Genomic DNA, 15,883 nt, shown 5'->3' with positions numbered 1-15,883 from the left:
GCGGCAGGGTACATGAGGCTGCCCGGCGTCCGCCACCACCGGACCTGGGAGCGTGTCGGGAGCGGAGCCACGAGCCCCTAGGCGCCGGGCCGCCTCCATTCGCTGCCGTCGGCGAATCGCTCACGCTTCCAGATCGGGAGGCGCTCCTTGATCGCCTCGATGACGAACCGATTGGCCTCGTACGCCTCTGAGCGATGCGCTGCCGCGGTGACGATCGCCACCGCCGCCTCACCGATCGGCACCCGGCCGACCCGGTGCACAACGGCCACCGCGCAGCCCGTCCAGCGCCGCTCCACGTCGCCGACGATCTCCGCCAGCACAGCGGTCGCCATCTCCGGGTAGGCCTCGTACTCGAGCTCGAGCACCTCGCGGCCATCATCAGCTCGATCGCGCGCGCGGCCGACGAAGGTCACCAGCGCTCCGTGGTGAGTCGCGGCGACGCTTGCCTCCAGACCTCGCACATCGATCATGGCATCCGTCATGCCGCTCGGGCCACCACCGCTCACCGGCGGCAGGAACGCGACCAGGTCACCGTCCTCGAGCGCCAACTCCCAGGCCGCGTACTCGCCGTTCCGTGCGGCGCGCACGAACGGACGATTCGGCACCAGCGCGGGGTGTGCCTGGGCAAGCGCAGCCCATGCGTCGGCCACCACCGCCCCGCTTGGCAGAGTCAGCGTCGTCCGCTCCGCGGCCAGCTCCCGCAGCGTGGCGAAGCAGCGGACGGTGATCTGCATCGCGCAAGTCAGACCGGGACGCCGGTCAGGTAGGCGAGGCTTGCACCCGCGATCGACCCGGCCATCACCAGCGCCAGGCCGATGTACAGGAGCCCCGTGCTGGCCTGCAGGGACGCCGCGCGGCTGGCAAGCAGCGCAAGGACGGTGATCCCGATCGGCAAGAGGATGCCCGCCACCAGGCGCAGCCAGGTGAGCCATCCGATCGGCCCGCCGAGCGGGCCGCTGCTGATCACGGTCACGGCGACGAAGAAGAGGAGCACCTGCAGGGCGAGCGCGGCCAGGAGCAGCCACATCATGCGTCGCAGGGGCGCGGGAGACAGCTTGGGCGTGACGAGGTACCAGTGCCCGAGGAGCATGGCCGCGGTAGCGGCTCCCAGCGCCAACGCGACAAGCATCAACTGGGCCGTGAAGAGAGGCGCGCTGAGGGTCCCACCAGCTGCGGCCAGGGCCGCCAGCGAGAAGATCCCCACGGAGCCGGCCGCCAGCGCGAGGCCGCTGCGCGGCAGGTTGGCGATGGATGCCACCAGGTACACGCCGGTCAGGGCTGTAAGCGCCCAGACCAGGCCGCGACGAACCCCGGCCGTCTCGTCCGCAGTGGTCCCGGGTGAGAGATTCAGCTCGGAGAGAAGCAGTACCGCCGCGCAGACGGCAAGGAGCCCGGCCATGAACAGCCGATAACCGCGGGTCGTGCCGCCCAGCAGCTCGGTACCCCCGACCACGAGCAGGGAGCCCGAGGTGAGCGCCGCCCAGAAGATCCAGTTGACGAAGGGGAGCGCCTCGAGATCCATCGGTCGCCGCTCAGGCAGCGAGGCTGCCGGTGAGGCCGATCTCGACCCAGCCATCGGCGCTGACTCGCACCGGGAAGATCTCGACCGCCTCCGTCGCGGGCGGCACGACCGCCTGGCCGGTGCGCAGGTCGAAGCAGCCGCCGTGCCAGGCGCAGACCAGGACCTCGTCGCGTGGGTCGAAGCCGGCCTCCGACAGCGGAAAGTCCTTGTGCGAGCAGTTGTTCTGCACCGCGTAGAAGGCGCCGGCGTGGCGCACCAGAACCACGGGCCGGCCATTGATCTCGACCGGGATCAGCTCTCCGTCGCGCAGCTCCGTCGCGGGAAGCACCCGGGCATAGCGGATCGCAAGATCGGCCGGCGCTGCGGCCAGATCGGTCATGGATTGGCCTACAGCGGCCGGGCGAACGCCAGCAGGCGCGGCTCGGTCATGTCCTCGATCGCCCAGCGCAGCCCCTCGCGGCCGAGGCCCGAGTCCTTGACCCCGCCGTACGGCATCGCATCGGTGCGCCAGGTCGGGACGTCGTTGATGATCACGCCGCCGACCTCCAGCTCGTCGTGGGCGACGAGCGTTCGCTCCAGGTCGTTGGTGAAGACGCCGCATTGCAGGCCGAACTGGCTGTCGTTGATCTCAGCGATCGCCGCCTTGAAATCGGCAACCGGGAACAGGTTGACGACGGGGGCGAAGACCTCTTCGCCGCAGACTCGCGCGTCCTTCGGCACGTCCACCAGCACGGTCGGTGGGTAGAAGAGCCCATCCGGCTCGCCACCGACGAGCGCCTTTGCACCCCGCTCCAGCGCCTCACCGACCCATTCGTGGGTGCGTGCCACAGCCTTCGCGTTGACCATCGGCCCCAGGTCGGTGGCCGGATCGAGCGGGCTCCCAACCTTCAGCTCGCGGACCTTCTCCACGAAGAGGCGCTGGAAGTCGTCGAAGATCGACTGCACGACATAGATGCGTTGCACGCTGATGCAGACCTGCCCGGAATAGGCGAAGGCGCCGTATGCCAGGCGCGCGACGGCCCAGCCGAGGTCCGCCGTGTCGTCGACGATCGCCCCCGCGTTCCCGCCCAGCTCGAGGACGACCTTCTTCTTGCCGGCCTCGGCCTTCATCTTCCAGCCGACCGATGGGCTGCCGGTGAAGCTGAGGAGCTTGAACCGATCGTCGGCGACCATCCGGTCGCCGGTGGGCCGATCCATGGGCAGGATCGAGACGGCCCCCTTGGGCAGGTTCGTCTCGGCCAGATAGCCGGCGATGCGCAGCATGACCAGCGGATCCTTGGACGGTGGCTTGAGCACGATGCTGCATCCGGCCGCGATCGCCGGAGCGACCTTGTGGGCGGCCAGGTTCAGCGGGAAGTTGAACGGGCTGATGCCGGCGACCGGCCCGATCGGGTAGCGGCGCACGATCCCGCTCCGGCCACGGTTGGCGGCACTCCAGTCGAGGGGCAGCCACTCTCCGTTGATGCGCAGCGCCTCCTCGGCCGCGATTCGGAACGTCAGCGCGCCGCGCGCCACCTCGCCCTTGGCGTCGCGGATCGGCTTTCCCGACTCGCGGCTGAGCAGCTCGGCCAGCCCATCCGCATCCTGGCTGATCCGCTCAGCGACGTGAGCCAGGGCGTCCCGACGTTCGAAGCTCGCCAGGCGTCGTGTCTCTGCGAAGGCCTCGGCGGCGGCGGCGGTTGCCCGCTCCAGCTCCGCGGGACCGGCCTGCCAGGTGGTCGCCACCAGCTCCTCGGTGGCGGGGTCGCGCACCTCGAGTGGCGTTCCGGCACTGACGAACTCGCCGGCCAGGAAGATCGGGACTGCCTCGGATGTCACCTGGGTTGTCACGGCGGCATTCTACGACCGGTCGGGCACGCCCCCGTATCATCGGACCGTGAATCCCGTCTACCTTCTGATCGAGGTCGCGGCCACCATCTTCTTCATCGGCGTGGCACTGGCTGCCGCTCGACGAGGTCGCCTGCCGTTCCTCGAGCTCGTTAGCGCAGCCATTTTCGGCATCCTGCTCGAGGAGGGCGATCAGCTCATCTACGGGACCTACCATTACGCCGACGAGTGGGTGCTGGTCATCGACCGGGCACCCCTGGTAATCGGCCTGAGCTGGGCCATCATCATCGCTGGGGCGATGCGGATCACCGACGCGCTCGGAGTTCGCCGCCGCTATGCGCCCTTCGTCGATTCCCTGCTGGCGATCAGCCTGGATCTGGCGTTCGACGCCATTGCCATCCGCATCGGGCTGTGGACATGGGTCGGCGTCGACGCGAGCCAGGGCTGGTTCGGTGTCCCGTGGGGCAACTTCTATGCGTGGCTGTTCGTGACCTCGGGCTTCAGCGTGTTGACCCGATGGCTCCGGCAGGCTGCGAACAGCAGACGGGCTCTCGAATGGCTCCAACTGGCGGTCCCGATTCCCGCGTTCGCCATCCTGACTGCCGCGATCTTGCCCTTCCATTTGCTGCAGCCGGTTATCGATCCGGCGGATGGAGGCGGTGGCGCACTGTTCGTCGTGACGCTGGTAGCGTTCGTGGGGGTGGCGGCCTGGGGCGTGTTTGGACCGGGTCGGGACGCGCCGGATGGTCAGCGGACCGCGATTATCGACCTGCGGCTTGCCATCTTCACCCGCGTCGCCATGCAAGGCTTCTTCCTGGCTGCGCTGCTGCTGATGGGCCTCGCTCTCCAGCTGCCGGTGCTGCTCGGCGTTGCCGTGCTCTTCCTGACTGCAGAGCTGCCGCTTGCCGCGCTCGTTCGCGCACGCCTGGCCTCTGCCGACGGGATCGCGGCTTCGAAGCCGAGCCGAGCGCTACCGTTGCAATGCCATCGCGGTAGAGAGCGATGACGCGCATCGTCAGCACCGGAATCGACTGGGACAACGCGACCAACGAATGCGTCGAGCACCTGATGGCGCTGATCCGGATCCCGAGCGTGAACCCGCCAGGCGTCCCGGACGGGGCTGCCGGCAGAGACTCGACCGGCGGTGAGACGGCCGCCGCCGCCTACTGCGCCGAGGTGCTCACCTCCGCCGGTGTGGCCGCGGAAGTGCTCGAGACGGCGCCCGGTCGCGGCTCGTGCTTCGCCCGCCTGCCGGCCACCGTGCGGGACCCCGATCCCCCGCTGATCCTCCTCTCCCACGTGGACGTGGTGCCGGTCGACGTTGAGTCATGGAGCCGCGACCCGTTCGGCGGGGAGCTGGTCGACGGCGTGATCTGGGGCCGCGGTGCCGTCGACATGAAGGACATGGTGGCCATGGAGCTGAGCGTGATGCTGGCGCTCGCCCGTGCCGGCGGCGAGCGGTCGCGCGACGTCATCTTCGCCGCGGTCGCCGACGAGGAGGCGGGCGGCGTCTTCGGGGCAGGGCACTGGGCAGCCGAGCGCCCGGACCTGTTCAGCGACGCCGCGGGTCGTGCGGCTGCGGCCGCGCTGAACGAGGTGGGCGGCTACTCGATGACCGTGGGTGGGCGCCGGGTATACACGCTCCAGGTGGCGGAGAAGGGAATCGCCTGGACCCGGCTGCGCACCACCGGTACGACCGGCCACGGCTCCATGCCACACCCCGACAACGCGGCCCTGAAGCTGGCGGAGGCCGTGACCCTCCTGGCAGCGGCCGCGCATGCGGCACGCCTGACGCCGGTGGTGGACGAATTCCTGGTCGCGCTTGGCCTCAGCGCGGTCGCTGACGGCATCCGCTCGGGAAACGAGGCATCCGCCTTCGCCGCACTCGAGTCAGGAGTGGACGACCCGATCCTGCGTCGGTCGATCGCCGCGATGCTGCACGACACGGTGACGACGACCATGATCCAGGCCGGCAAGAAGATGAATGTCATCCCGGGCAATGGCGAGGCGCAGATCGACGTGCGCACCCTGCCGGGCACCGACCAGCACGCCCTGCTGGCGGAGATGCAGGCGACCGTCGGCGCGCTGGCGCAGGTCGAGCCGGTCATCACGCTCCCCGCTATCGAGGCTGCCAGCGACGCGCCCATCGTGGAGCTGATGCGGAGCGCCTTGTCCGATGCCGACCCCGGCGCGACAGCCGCCACGATGATGATCACCCCCGGCACGGATGCCAAGGCGCTCGCCACGCTGGGGATCCCGACCTACGGCTTCGCCCCGCTGCAGCTCGCCCCTGACGTGCCGTTTCTCTCCCTCTTCCACGGCCACGACGAGCGCGTGCCGGTGAGCGCCATTCGCTTCGGGTTGCCGGTCCTGCACCAGGTGGTCAGCCGATTCGTGACCCGCCAGAGGCCGGTCTGATCGGCGATTGAAGGCCCCTCGGCTATACTCGCGCCCAACTCAACCGACGATCAGATGCGAATGACCGACCAGACCGATCCCTCCGATCCGGCTCAACAGCCGCGTGCGCACGCCTTCGTCTTCCCCGGCCAGGGCTCGCAGTACGTGGGGATGGGGGCTGCGCTGCTCGAGCGATCGCCGGCGGCGGCGGCGGTGATGGAGCGTGCCGATGCCGCCCTTGGCTTCCCGATGTCACGCATGATCGCGGATGGGCCGGCCGAAGAACTTGATCTGACGGTGAATGCGCAGCCCGCGATCCTGGCCACCAGCGTCGCCTACCTGGAGGCGATGCGGGCCGAGGCGCAGGAGGCGGGCATCGAGCTGGCGCCGCTGCGGCTGGCTGGCCACTCGGCGGGCCAGTATGCCGCTGCCGTCGCGGCCGACGCGATCGACTTCGAGGCGGCGATCGGCCTCGTCCGCGAGCGCGGGCGGATCATGCAGGAGCGAGGCATCGAGGGCGGCATGGGGGCGGTCATCGGCCTCACCGACGAGCAGGTGCACGAGGTCGTCCACGCGGCACGCGAGCACGGCGAGATCGGTGTCGCCAACGCCAACGCCCCGGGCCAGATCGTCCTCTCCGGTGTCATTCCCGCGCTCGCCTTCGCCCTGGAGATGAGCAAGACCATCGGCGCCCGCAAGGCGGTGCGCCTGACGGTCAGCGTGGCGAGCCACTCGCCGCTGATGCGTCGCGCCCGTGACGAGTTCAGCCAGATCCTGGCCAAGGTCCCGTTCCGTGAGCCGCGGGTTCCGATGCTGGGCAACGTGCACGCCAGCGTCATCCGCACCGCGGACGGCCTGCGGCGGGAGCTCTCTGAGCACCTCGTCCACGGCGTGCAATGGACGGAGACCGTGCGCCGCATGGCTGCCGATGGGGTGACCGACTTCGTGGAGATCGGTCCGGGCCGCGTGCTCAGCGGCCTGATCAAGCGGATCGCGCCGGAGACCCTGACGCATGCCCTGGACGCACCCGGGGACGGCGCCCTGTGGCTTCCCGGTTCCCTCGAGGCGTCTGCGTGACAGCACGGCGGGTGGTCGTCACCGGCATCGGGGTCGTCTCACCGGTCGGAATCGGGGCCGACACTTCGTGGGACAACCTGGTGGCGGGCCGCTCCGGCGTGGCCGACATCACCCTCTTCGACACGACCGACTACCCGATCCATGTCGCCGGCGAGGTGAAGGACTTCGACGTCGCCCAGTACATGGACTCCAAGGACGCGAGGCGACATGACCGCAACACCCACTTCGCGGTTGCCGCCTCGGGCGAGGCGTTGAAGGATGCCGGCCTGCTGAATGCCGACGGGATGCTCGACACCGCGCAGGCCGATCCGGATCGCTTCGGCATGATCGTCGGCACCGCGATCGGCGGGATCGGGATGATCGTCGATGGTTTGGCCACCCTGAACGAGCGCGGGCCAGGCCGTGTCTCCCCGTTCCTGCTGCCGCACATGATCCCGGATGCCGCATCGGGGATGGTCGCGATCCAGTACGGCATCCGCGGCCCGAACCTGGCGGTGGTGAGCGCCTGTGCCACCGGCGGCCACGCCATCGGCGAGGCGATGGAGACGATCGTGCGTGGCCAGGCTGACCTGATGCTGGGTGCCGGCACGGAGGCCGTGATCGTGCCAATCGCGTTCGCCGGCTTCGGCCAGATGCGGGCCCTCGGCACGCCGATCGACCCCGATACGGGCGCCTACGACCCGACCATCGCCTCCCGCCCCTTCGACGCCACGCGCAACGGCTTCGTCGTGTCCGAGGGGGCATCGGTGCTGGTGCTCGAAGAGCTCGAGCACGCCAGGGCCCGTGGAGTGACCCCGATCGCGGAGGTGATCGGCTACGGCTCCTCGTCGGACGCGTTCCATATGGCGGCGCCGGCCGAGCGCGGCGAGGGGAGCCAGCGCTCGATGCGCGCCGCCCTGGAGCGGGCAGGTATCGAGCCCGAGGCGGTCGACTACATCAACGCCCACGGGACCAGCACCCCGCTCAACGACCGATATGAGTCGGCGGCCATCGAGGCGGTCTTCGGCGAGCATGCATCCCGTCTGGCGGTCAGCTCGACCAAGAGCATGACCGGCCACATGATGGGCGCCGCCGGCGCCTTTGAAGCATTCGTCTGCGCCCGGGTGGTACAGACCGGCTGCATCCCGCCCACCATCAACCTCCGGCACCCTGATCCGCAGCTGACGCTCGATTACGTGCCGAACGAGGCCCGCCAGACCGCCAGCCGCGTCGCACTCTCGAATTCGATGGGGCTGGGCGGTCACAACAGCACGCTGATCATGGGCCGGGTCGAGGCGTGAGCGCCACCTGATGAGGCGCGATCCGGCCCGTCGAGCGGTCGTGACCGGGCTGGGAGCCATCACGCCGATCGGCAACGACGCCGCCACCTTCTGGGCGAGCCTGCTGGCGGGAACCAGCGGGGTGGCGCCGATCAGCACCTACGACACCTCCGGCGAGGAGGTGCGCATCGCGGCCGAGGTGAAGGACTTCGACCCCGCCACCTGGATGGACTTCAAGCAGGCCCGCCGCATGAGCCGCTTCAGCCAGTTCGCCGTGGCAGCCGCGGCCCAGGCGATCGCCGACAGCGGGCTGGAGATCAGCGACGCCAACCGCGACGAGATCGGGGTGATCCTCAATACTGGTGGCGGCGGCATCGGCGACGTGGCGCTCGGCACGCGGATCTTCCTGGAGCAGGGTGGCAAACGGGTCAGCCCGTTCATGGTGCCGATGTACTCCCCGTCGATGGCGGCCTGCCAGATCAGCATCCAGAACGGCCTGCACGGGCCGGTGATCGCCTCGGTCGCGGCCTGTGCCTCGGGGGTCCAGGCCCTGATCGACGCACAGCGCCTGATCGAGCATCGCGACGCGGAGGTGGTCCTGGCCGGCGGGACGGAGAGCGCCATCCTGCCGGTCGCGTTCGCGGCGCTGGCCAACATGGGTGCGCTTTCGAAGCGCAACGACGATCCGACCGGCGCCTCCCGACCGTTCGACGCGAATCGCGACGGGTTCGTCTTCGGCGAGGGGGCCGCCGTGCTCACGGTCGAGTCGGCCGAGCACGCGGAGCGTCGCGGGGCACGGATCAGCGCGGAGGTGGCCGGCGGGGCGATGACCGGCGATGCATTCCACATCAGCGCCCCGGAGCCAAGTGGCGAAGGTGCGGCGCGCGCGATGGTCCGGGCCCTCCGTGACGCGGGGGTCGCGCCCGAGGAGGTCGACTACGTCGTCGCCCACGGAACGAGCACCCCGCTCAACGACGCGACCGAGACCAAGGCGATCCACCGGGCGTTCGGTGAGCATGCCGCGCGGCTGGCGGTGAGCAGCAACAAGAGCATGATCGGGCACACCCTGGGAGCGGCGGGGGCGATCTCGGCGGTCGCCGCGGTCTGCGCGATCCGGGACGGGATGATCCCGCCCACGATCAACTACGAGACGCCGGATCCCGCCTGCGACCTGGACTACGTCCCCAACACCGCCCGCCAGGCGGCGGTGCGGACCGCGATCATCAACGGGTTCGGCTTCGGCGGACAGAATGCGGTGGCCGTCTTCCGTCGCTACGAGTCGCCGGGCTAGCCCTCGGCCGGGTCGCCGGTCACGTACAGCTCGGGCTCGAACCGTGCGCCGCGCCCCGGCAGCGACGCGACCCAGTCTCGGAGCGCGCTCTCGGCGGTCGAGAAGGCAAGCTCGTCCCACGGGATCTCATCCGGTCCGAAGGCGCGCACCTCGCTCGTCTCCACCCCCGGCAGCAGCTTGCCGCCCACCACGGTGGCCTCGTAGATGAGGGTCACCACGCCGGCATACGGGCGCGAGTAGGCGCCGATGAGCCGTCCCACCTCGACCTTGAGCTGGGTCTCCTCCTCCGTCTCGCGGCGGGCTCCCTCCTGGGCCGCCTCCCCCAGCTCCAGGAAGCCGCCGGGGTACGTCCAGCGTCCTGCCGCCGGTTCGATCGAGCGGCGCGCCAGGTGCACGCGCCCATCGCGCACCGGCAGCGTGCCGACGACGAGCCTCGGGTTGCGCCAGGTGACGTGCCCGTCCGGGCAGACGAGGCGCGGCCGATGGTCCTCTTCCAGTACCCGTGCGACGAGCCCCTGACCGCAGGCCGGGCAGAAGGCGGGCTCCTCACCAAGGGTCAGGGGCCATGATTCGGTGGCGTCACGCTGCGGCATCGGGCTCATGGTAAGTGTCACAATGCGCGACATCTCGCCCCGGCCACTCCGGAGGACCTCGTGACCGCGAGCGCGCCCGCCGCCCAAGCCCCAAAAGCGTCGCCGTATGCCATCTTCCGGAACAAGTACTTCACGTTCCTGTGGACCGGGCAGCTGATCTCGACCATCGGCGACGCGCTGACTTCGCTGGCGGCCGGCATCTTCGTCTACCAGATCACGAACTCGGTCCTGAGCGTCGGCCTGATCCTCATGGCATCCGCCGCGCCGACCCTCGTGTTCGGCCTGATCGCGGGCGTGATCGTGGACCGCTACGACCGCAAGACGATCATGATCGTCTCCTGCCTGCTGCGCGCCGTGCTGGTCGGACTGATCCCGGTGCTGGTGCTCAGTGGGGACGACATCATCTGGCTGTACGTGCTCGTCCTGGCCTCGGCGTCGGTCCAGCAGTTCTTCGACCCGGCGAACGACAGCGTGCTGCCCGAGGTAGCGACCGACGAGGAGCTCGGCGCCGCGAACTCGCTGATGGCGATCGCCCAGTTCGGCTCAACCGCCATCGGCTTTGCGCTGGCCGGCCTGATCACCGCGCAGTTCAACATCGCGATCGCCTTCTGGCTCGACTCGGCGACCTTCCTGATCTCGGCCGGGCTCATCTTCCTGGTCAAGATCAAGCCGATGGTCGTCGAGGAGCTGACCACCGTGCGCGAGGTGATCCGAAACCTCGGCTTCGGGGCCAAGTTCATCATGAGCGTCCCGATCCTGCGCTCGATGGTCCTGCTGCGCGTCCCGGTGATGCTCATCTTCGGCCTGCAGAACGTCCTGCTCCTCCCATTCGCCTTCGAGGTCCTGAACGCCGGCGAGTTCGAGTACGGGTTGCAGGAGGGCTTCACTTCGGTCGGCTTCGTCATCGGCAGCCTGCTGATGGCGAACTATGCCGATCGTCTGCGGGAGGGGACCTGGCTTGTCCTGAGCTTCCTCGGGATGGGGATCGCCGGCGTCCTGTACGCCCTTTCGACCAACGTGTGGATCGCGATCGGTCTGATCGGGTTCTCGGGCATGCTCAACGCGCCCTCGTTCGTGGCCGGCCGGCTCATCAACCAGCGCAACACGCCCCGCGAGATGCGCGGCCGCGTCTTCAGCACCGGCTATGTGATCCGCGATGTGATCTATCTCACCGGCATGGCGCTGGCCGGGCTCGCGGATGTCATCGACGTCCAGCTCCTCTTCCTGGTCAGCTCGATTGCGCTTGTCGTCACCGCGCTCGTCGGCGCGATCATGCCCGGCATCGGCCAGCCGGCCGCCGAGTGGCGCCGCACCATGACGCTGCTGCGGACCGCGCCTCGCGCGGCACTGGGTGTCACCCGACCCGCGACCGCGGCGGACATCGAGGCCCTGGGTCGCTACATTCCCGCGCTGGCCGGCATGGCGCAGCGTGACCGCGACGCCCTGGTGACCAGGGGCCGCGTCCTCGAGGTCGAGGCTGGCACCGCCATCACTCGCGCCGGCGACACCGGCGACAACGCCTACTTCATCCTGTCCGGGCGCCTGGTGGCGGGCCGCACCACCGGCGAGGGGCAGCACCATTCCCTCTCGAGCATGGGCGCCGGCGACGTCTTCGGCGAGATCGCGGCGCTGACCGGCAGCCCGCGAACCGCGGACGTGGTGGCCGAGGAGCCGACCACCCTGCTCGAGGTCCCCGCCGAGACACTGCGCCGGCTCATGGCGCTGCCGGACTTCAGCTCACTGGTGCTCGGCAAGATGCAGGAGCGGCTGGCCCGCACCACCAGCATCGCCGACCTGCCGCGCTTCGGAGGGTTCGACCAGGGCGTCCTGCGACAGCTGCGCGAGGAATCGGCGGCCTCAACCGAAGAGGTGATGGGTACGGCCTAGCCCCGTGGCAAGCCACGGGGGCAGCGGGCGAGTGCCTCGCTACAATGCCGGTCCCATGCACCCGATCCGCCTCCACAACTCGCTGACTCGACGGGTCGACGCTCTCGAGCCGATCGCCCCGGGGCGCGTCACGATTTACGCCTGCGGCAGCACGGTCTACCGCTACGCCCACATCGGAAACCTGAGGACCTACCTCTTCGGCGACCTGCTGCGCCGCACCCTGCAATACCTCGGGTACGACGTGGTGTACGTCAAGAACATCACCGATGTCGGGCACATGCGGGAGACGGGCGAGGACCCGATCCTCCTCGCGGCCGAGGTGGAGGGGAAGACGCCACGCGAGATCGCGGACTTCTACACGGATGCGTGGCTCGAGGACGAGCGACTCCTGAACATCGCGCCGGCTGACGTGATGCCAAGAGCGACCGATCACATCCCCGAGATGCTCGAGCTGACCTCAACTCTGCTGAGCAAGGGACTGGCCTACGAGGTGGAGGGGAATGTCTACTTCGACGTCTCCGCGTTCCCGGCCTATGGTCAGCTCTCCGGGCAGCGGATCGAGGAGATGCGGGCCGGTCATCGCGTCGATATCGAGCCCGATAAGCACGACCCCGAGGACTTCGCACTCTGGAAGCGAGCGGAGCCAGGTCGCCTCATGACGTGGCCGTCACCCTGGGGCGACGGCTTCCCGGGCTGGCACATCGAGTGCTCGGCGATGAGCATGAAGTACCTGGGTGAGCGGTTCGACATCCACACCGGCGGCATCGACCTCAAGTTCCCGCACCACGAGGACGAGATCGCGCAGAGCGAAGGGACGACGGGTCACCAGGTGGTGAGTGTCTGGATGCACGGCGAATTCCTGACGCTCGACGACGCCAAGATGGCCCGCAGCGTGGGGAACGTGATCCGCGTCACCGACCTCCCTTCCAAGGGCTTTCAGCCGCTCGACTTCCGATACCTGGCCCTGACCGCCCACTATCGGTCCAAGCTCGACTTCACCGAGGACGCGATGCACGCGGCAGCAGCCGGGCTGCGCCGCCTTCGCAAGGCCGTGTCGGAGGGTGTCGAGACCGGGCCCGAGCCGGATCTCGCGGACGAGCCGGTGGCGGGCCACCGCGCCCGTTTCGTGGAGGCAATCAGCGACGACCTGGCAATGCCGAAGGCGATTGCGGTCGCCCACGCGGTCGCGGCGGACGACGATCTTGCGCCGGCCGCCCGGCGAGCGCTGCTCCTGGACTTCGATCGGGTGCTGGGCCTGGACCTGGATGCCCCGGCCGAGGCCGCGGGTGGGGAGCTGCCCGCCGGCGCAGCCGAACTGCTCGAGCGGCGAGCGGCAGCGCGTGCCGCGGGAGACTACGGAACGTCCGACGCGCTGCGCTCCGAGCTCTCTGAGATGGGGGTCGATGTTCGCGACACGCCAGCGGGACAAGTCGCCACCAACCGCCGGTAAAGCAGTGCGGTGGGTTGGCGCAGCCTGTGGTGCGGTCTGTGTCAGTGACCTCCGGCCGGGCTGGCAGTACGACTACGCGATGGCCAGCGCGTCCCTCGAGCCCCAGAGTGATCTCATCGCGGCGGAGTGCGTCGCGAACGAAAAAGGCAAACCCGGTGTGAGCCGGGGACGCATGTGCTCGCCCACGGGGCGCGCACACCCTTCCCTCCCAATCGGGCGGCAAAGACGGTCAGTCCCCGCGCGGCCCGAATAAGGACAGATGAAGGGCAGCACGGCAGAGGGGCGCGTGTCGATGAAGGACGACGCGTGGCCAACTACGCGGGGCTGGGCACATATGCGGTTGGCCGGAGGGGCAGCTCGCATCCCCGGTCGTGGGAACCTAATACTCCGAACCGATCCCGTCAAGCATTTTCCGTACAGAACCGCCCTTGACTCCACCCCACCGGCAATTGTCCAGCTGTGGATTTGCCCATCAGCCGAGGAGAGTCTTGATCTCCGCCAACAGCTTCGAGCGGGCCCACATCGGCCCCAGACCAGATGCGCGGGCCTCCGCGTGGGCGGCCAGATCGGTGTGCGGTCCGAACAGCACCACGCGCGGCGCCTCCGATGGCGCAGCAGCAGCGGACCATGCCATCAGGTGCTCCCCCCAGTCCGGCCGGCGCTCATCCCAGGCAACCAGCACAAGCGTCAGCTCAGAAGCGGGAGGCAACTGACCTGGGTCGTCGTAGCGCTGCACCTCGACCCCGGCGCGGGCACCGGCATCGGCGATCCGCGTGGCGATCATCAGGTCGCGCGAGACGACGGCGACCGTCACTCGGCGAGAGCCGGCTCCGGGTTCAATGCATGCACCGGCTGCGGGTGCACGCCATTCGATCCGTTGAGCGGCATGCCATCCATCACGTAGCGCGCGATCCGCATCGGGAAGACACCGACCACCACCGGCGCGCGGACCTCGACCGACATCTGGAGGCCGATCTCATCCCGCAGCCACAGGTCCTGGAGCTTGGATGCCTCGCGCCCAGGGAGGCCGACCCAGGCGACCTGCCCATCGCGCTGGAGGCGCGACATGGCGTCGGGTTGATCCAGGATGAAGCGCCGCCGCAGCTCGGCGATGGCGACGTATGGTCGAGAGCTGATGAAGCGGCGCAGGCTCGAGGTGCTTGGCCGCTTGTTGGCAGTCATGTTCGCGCAACCATGATCCGTCCGAGTCTAGCCCTCCCCGGCCCGATGCGCTGGCCCCACTACCCCCCGCGCCCGTGGCCCCAACCCCGGGCCCGTTCAACCGCTCGACGGATGAGGCGCTTGCCGGGCACCGACTCGCTCAGGGGACCCTCGTGATCGTCGTCAGTTGGGTAGCTGCGGAGCCGAAGGCCGGTCTCACCGATGCCCGAGGGATGGATGTCCACATCGTCGATGCGAATCGTGGGCGAGCCGGGAAAGGCAAGGAGCTCGGCGTCCTCCTCCGTCTTGACGGCGATCATCTGGATCGGCGTCTCGAAGGCATCCTCGGTGAGCACCTCCACGAGCCGCTGGCGAGCGGTCATGTAGTTCGGGTCGGCATCGGAGTAGAGAAGCTCGACGCGCATCGGCTCAGGCGTAGGTGAAGAAGCCGACCAGGCAGAAGACGGCAGCCAGCGCCAGGACGCCAGCCACCGCCAGGCGGCCGCGCTCGCCGGTGGTCAGCCGCGGATCCGGCGGCCGATCGCCTGCCCGTCCGCGCCACGCGAGGTAGCGCTCGGCGTTGAGATCTCGACGGCGACGTATCGCGAAGCCGGTCCAGGCCGGCCACCCCACGAAATAGGCCGCGGCACCGGTCAGGGTGGCGCCGAGCAACCAGACCCACGTCATCTCGGAGCCGCCTCACCGGCCGCGAGGGCGTCCACCAGCCAGAGCGTCGACCTCGCCCGAACGCGCCCCGCGGGCAGTTCGCGAGAACCCGAGCGCACCGACTGCAGCGCCGCGGCCTTGTCCGGGCCGGCCACCACGACCAGCACGGCGCGGGCGGCGTTGATGAGCGGAAGGGTGAAGGTCATGCGGCCCGCCACCGCCAACGCGGGAGGGGCCGTGGCAGGCATCACCCAGCGCCGGCGCTCGGCCAGGATCGGCGCGCGCGGGAAGAGCGAGGCGGTGTGCCCGTCGGGCCCCATCCCCAGCCAGATGAGGTCGAACCTGGGCCGGCGGGAAGTGCCCGGCGGCACTGCGGAGGCGCTGCCCAACTCAGCCTCATAGCGCGCAGCGGCGGCATCGCGGTCCAAGACGTCGGCCGGCATGCGGTGAACCGCCGCAGGCTGCACGCCGGGCAGATGGTCGAGCAGCAGCCCGCGTGCCACGCCGAAGTTCGATTCGGGGTCGTCAGGTGGGACGGCGCGCTCGTCGCCCCAGAAGAACTCGACGCGCGACCAGTCGACCGAGTTGATCCGCGGCCGGGACGCCAGCAGCGGGTAGACGAGGCGCGGGGTCGAGCCTCCCGACAGGGCCAGCAGGCAGCGACCCCGGCGCCGGATCGCGTTGCGGGCCGCCGCCACGACGCGGTCGGCCGCCGCCTCCGCGAGCGCGGCCGGACTGGGCAGGATCATGAAC

At 69.5% G+C, this 15,883-nt stretch carries 17 protein-coding genes; 7 read left to right on the top strand and 10 right to left on the bottom strand.

Translation table 11 applies throughout. The features are described from left to right. Nucleotides 1-77 precede the first annotated feature (77 nt). From WEB29_02905 to WEB29_02890, 4 genes are read right to left on the bottom strand one after another with little or no spacing between them, the layout of a single operon-like run. The gene (locus WEB29_02905; protein ID MEX2135899.1) at nucleotides 78-734 is read right to left on the bottom strand and encodes a molybdenum cofactor biosynthesis protein MoaE; all 657 of its coding nucleotides are present in this window, start codon (nucleotides 732-734) and stop codon (nucleotides 78-80) included. 8 nt (nucleotides 735-742) lie between these two features. Next, on the bottom strand, nucleotides 743-1,522 hold the full coding sequence (locus tag WEB29_02900; GenBank protein ID MEX2135898.1) for a hypothetical protein: 780 nt from the start codon (nucleotides 1,520-1,522) through the stop codon (nucleotides 743-745). A gap of 10 nt (nucleotides 1,523-1,532) precedes the next feature. After that, the gene (locus WEB29_02895) at nucleotides 1,533-1,901 is read right to left on the bottom strand and encodes a non-heme iron oxygenase ferredoxin subunit (GenBank protein ID MEX2135897.1); all 369 of its coding nucleotides are present in this window, start codon (nucleotides 1,899-1,901) and stop codon (nucleotides 1,533-1,535) included. 8 nt (nucleotides 1,902-1,909) lie between these two features. After that, nucleotides 1,910-3,352: an aldehyde dehydrogenase family protein gene (locus WEB29_02890; protein MEX2135896.1), complete on the bottom strand. Its 1,443-nt coding sequence runs from the start codon at nucleotides 3,350-3,352 to the stop codon at nucleotides 1,910-1,912. 46 nt (nucleotides 3,353-3,398) lie between these two features. On the opposite strand from WEB29_02890, the gene WEB29_02885 reads away from it, so the two are divergent. Genes WEB29_02885 through fabF (WEB29_02865) form a run of 5 tightly spaced genes read left to right on the top strand, consistent with a single transcriptional unit; the run spans nucleotide 3,399 to nucleotide 9,373 of the window. Continuing rightward, nucleotides 3,399-4,355, top strand: a complete 957-nt coding sequence (locus tag WEB29_02885) for a carotenoid biosynthesis protein (GenBank protein ID MEX2135895.1) — start codon at nucleotides 3,399-3,401, stop codon at nucleotides 4,353-4,355. Continuing rightward, nucleotides 4,352-5,767, top strand: a complete 1,416-nt coding sequence (locus WEB29_02880; protein MEX2135894.1) for a M20/M25/M40 family metallo-hydrolase — start codon at nucleotides 4,352-4,354, stop codon at nucleotides 5,765-5,767. Before WEB29_02885 ends, WEB29_02880 begins: the two co-directional genes overlap by 4 nt. A gap of 60 nt (nucleotides 5,768-5,827) precedes the next feature. Then, nucleotides 5,828-6,823 (top strand): ACP S-malonyltransferase, encoded by a 996-nt coding sequence (gene fabD / locus WEB29_02875; protein MEX2135893.1) that lies wholly within the window; start codon nucleotides 5,828-5,830, stop codon nucleotides 6,821-6,823. Then, nucleotides 6,820-8,103, top strand: a complete 1,284-nt coding sequence (gene fabF / locus WEB29_02870; protein ID MEX2135892.1) for a beta-ketoacyl-ACP synthase II — start codon at nucleotides 6,820-6,822, stop codon at nucleotides 8,101-8,103. Before fabD ends, fabF (WEB29_02870) begins: the two co-directional genes overlap by 4 nt. Before the next feature lie 10 nt (nucleotides 8,104-8,113). Beyond that, nucleotides 8,114-9,373: a beta-ketoacyl-ACP synthase II gene (gene fabF / locus WEB29_02865; protein MEX2135891.1), complete on the top strand. Its 1,260-nt coding sequence runs from the start codon at nucleotides 8,114-8,116 to the stop codon at nucleotides 9,371-9,373. Here fabF (WEB29_02865) and WEB29_02860 read toward each other — a convergent pair. Further along, entirely contained in the window at nucleotides 9,370-9,966 is a 597-nt protein-coding gene (locus WEB29_02860; protein ID MEX2135890.1) for an NUDIX hydrolase, read from the bottom strand. The genes fabF (WEB29_02865) and WEB29_02860 overlap by 4 nt on opposite strands. A gap of 60 nt (nucleotides 9,967-10,026) precedes the next feature. On the opposite strand from WEB29_02860, the gene WEB29_02855 reads away from it, so the two are divergent. Both WEB29_02855 and cysS read left to right on the top strand, forming a co-directional pair. Beyond that, nucleotides 10,027-11,853 carry an MFS transporter gene (locus tag WEB29_02855; protein MEX2135889.1) on the top strand — a complete coding sequence of 609 codons (1,827 nt, stop codon included), beginning with the start codon at nucleotides 10,027-10,029 and terminating at the stop codon, nucleotides 11,851-11,853. A gap of 55 nt (nucleotides 11,854-11,908) precedes the next feature. Beyond that, nucleotides 11,909-13,303: a cysteine--tRNA ligase gene (gene cysS / locus WEB29_02850; protein MEX2135888.1), complete on the top strand. Its 1,395-nt coding sequence runs from the start codon at nucleotides 11,909-11,911 to the stop codon at nucleotides 13,301-13,303. A gap of 472 nt (nucleotides 13,304-13,775) precedes the next feature. On the opposite strand, the gene WEB29_02845 is transcribed toward cysS, so the two are convergent. From WEB29_02845 to pgl, 5 genes are read right to left on the bottom strand one after another with little or no spacing between them, the layout of a single operon-like run. Next, nucleotides 13,776-14,117 (bottom strand): hypothetical protein, encoded by a 342-nt coding sequence (locus WEB29_02845; protein MEX2135887.1) that lies wholly within the window; start codon nucleotides 14,115-14,117, stop codon nucleotides 13,776-13,778. Beyond that, nucleotides 14,114-14,485: a hypothetical protein gene (locus WEB29_02840; protein ID MEX2135886.1), complete on the bottom strand. Its 372-nt coding sequence runs from the start codon at nucleotides 14,483-14,485 to the stop codon at nucleotides 14,114-14,116. The genes WEB29_02845 and WEB29_02840 overlap by 4 nt, the downstream gene beginning before the upstream one ends. Nucleotides 14,486-14,544: 59 nt before the next feature. Further along, nucleotides 14,545-14,889 (bottom strand): thioredoxin family protein, encoded by a 345-nt coding sequence (locus WEB29_02835; GenBank protein MEX2135885.1) that lies wholly within the window; start codon nucleotides 14,887-14,889, stop codon nucleotides 14,545-14,547. Between the two features lie 4 nt (nucleotides 14,890-14,893). Further along, entirely contained in the window at nucleotides 14,894-15,151 is a 258-nt protein-coding gene (locus tag WEB29_02830) for a hypothetical protein (GenBank protein MEX2135884.1), read from the bottom strand. After that, nucleotides 15,148-15,879, bottom strand: coding sequence for a 6-phosphogluconolactonase (gene pgl / locus WEB29_02825; GenBank protein ID MEX2135883.1), 732 nt, complete (start codon nucleotides 15,877-15,879; stop codon nucleotides 15,148-15,150). The genes WEB29_02830 and pgl overlap by 4 nt, the downstream gene beginning before the upstream one ends. Nucleotides 15,880-15,883: the final 4 nt, after the last annotated feature.

The organism is Chloroflexota bacterium (genome assembly GCA_040902225.1).
In the GTDB taxonomy this organism is placed as follows: Bacteria; Chloroflexota; Limnocylindria; order QHBO01; family QHBO01; genus CF-167.
This window is presented reverse-complemented; position numbering and strand designations above follow the sequence as displayed.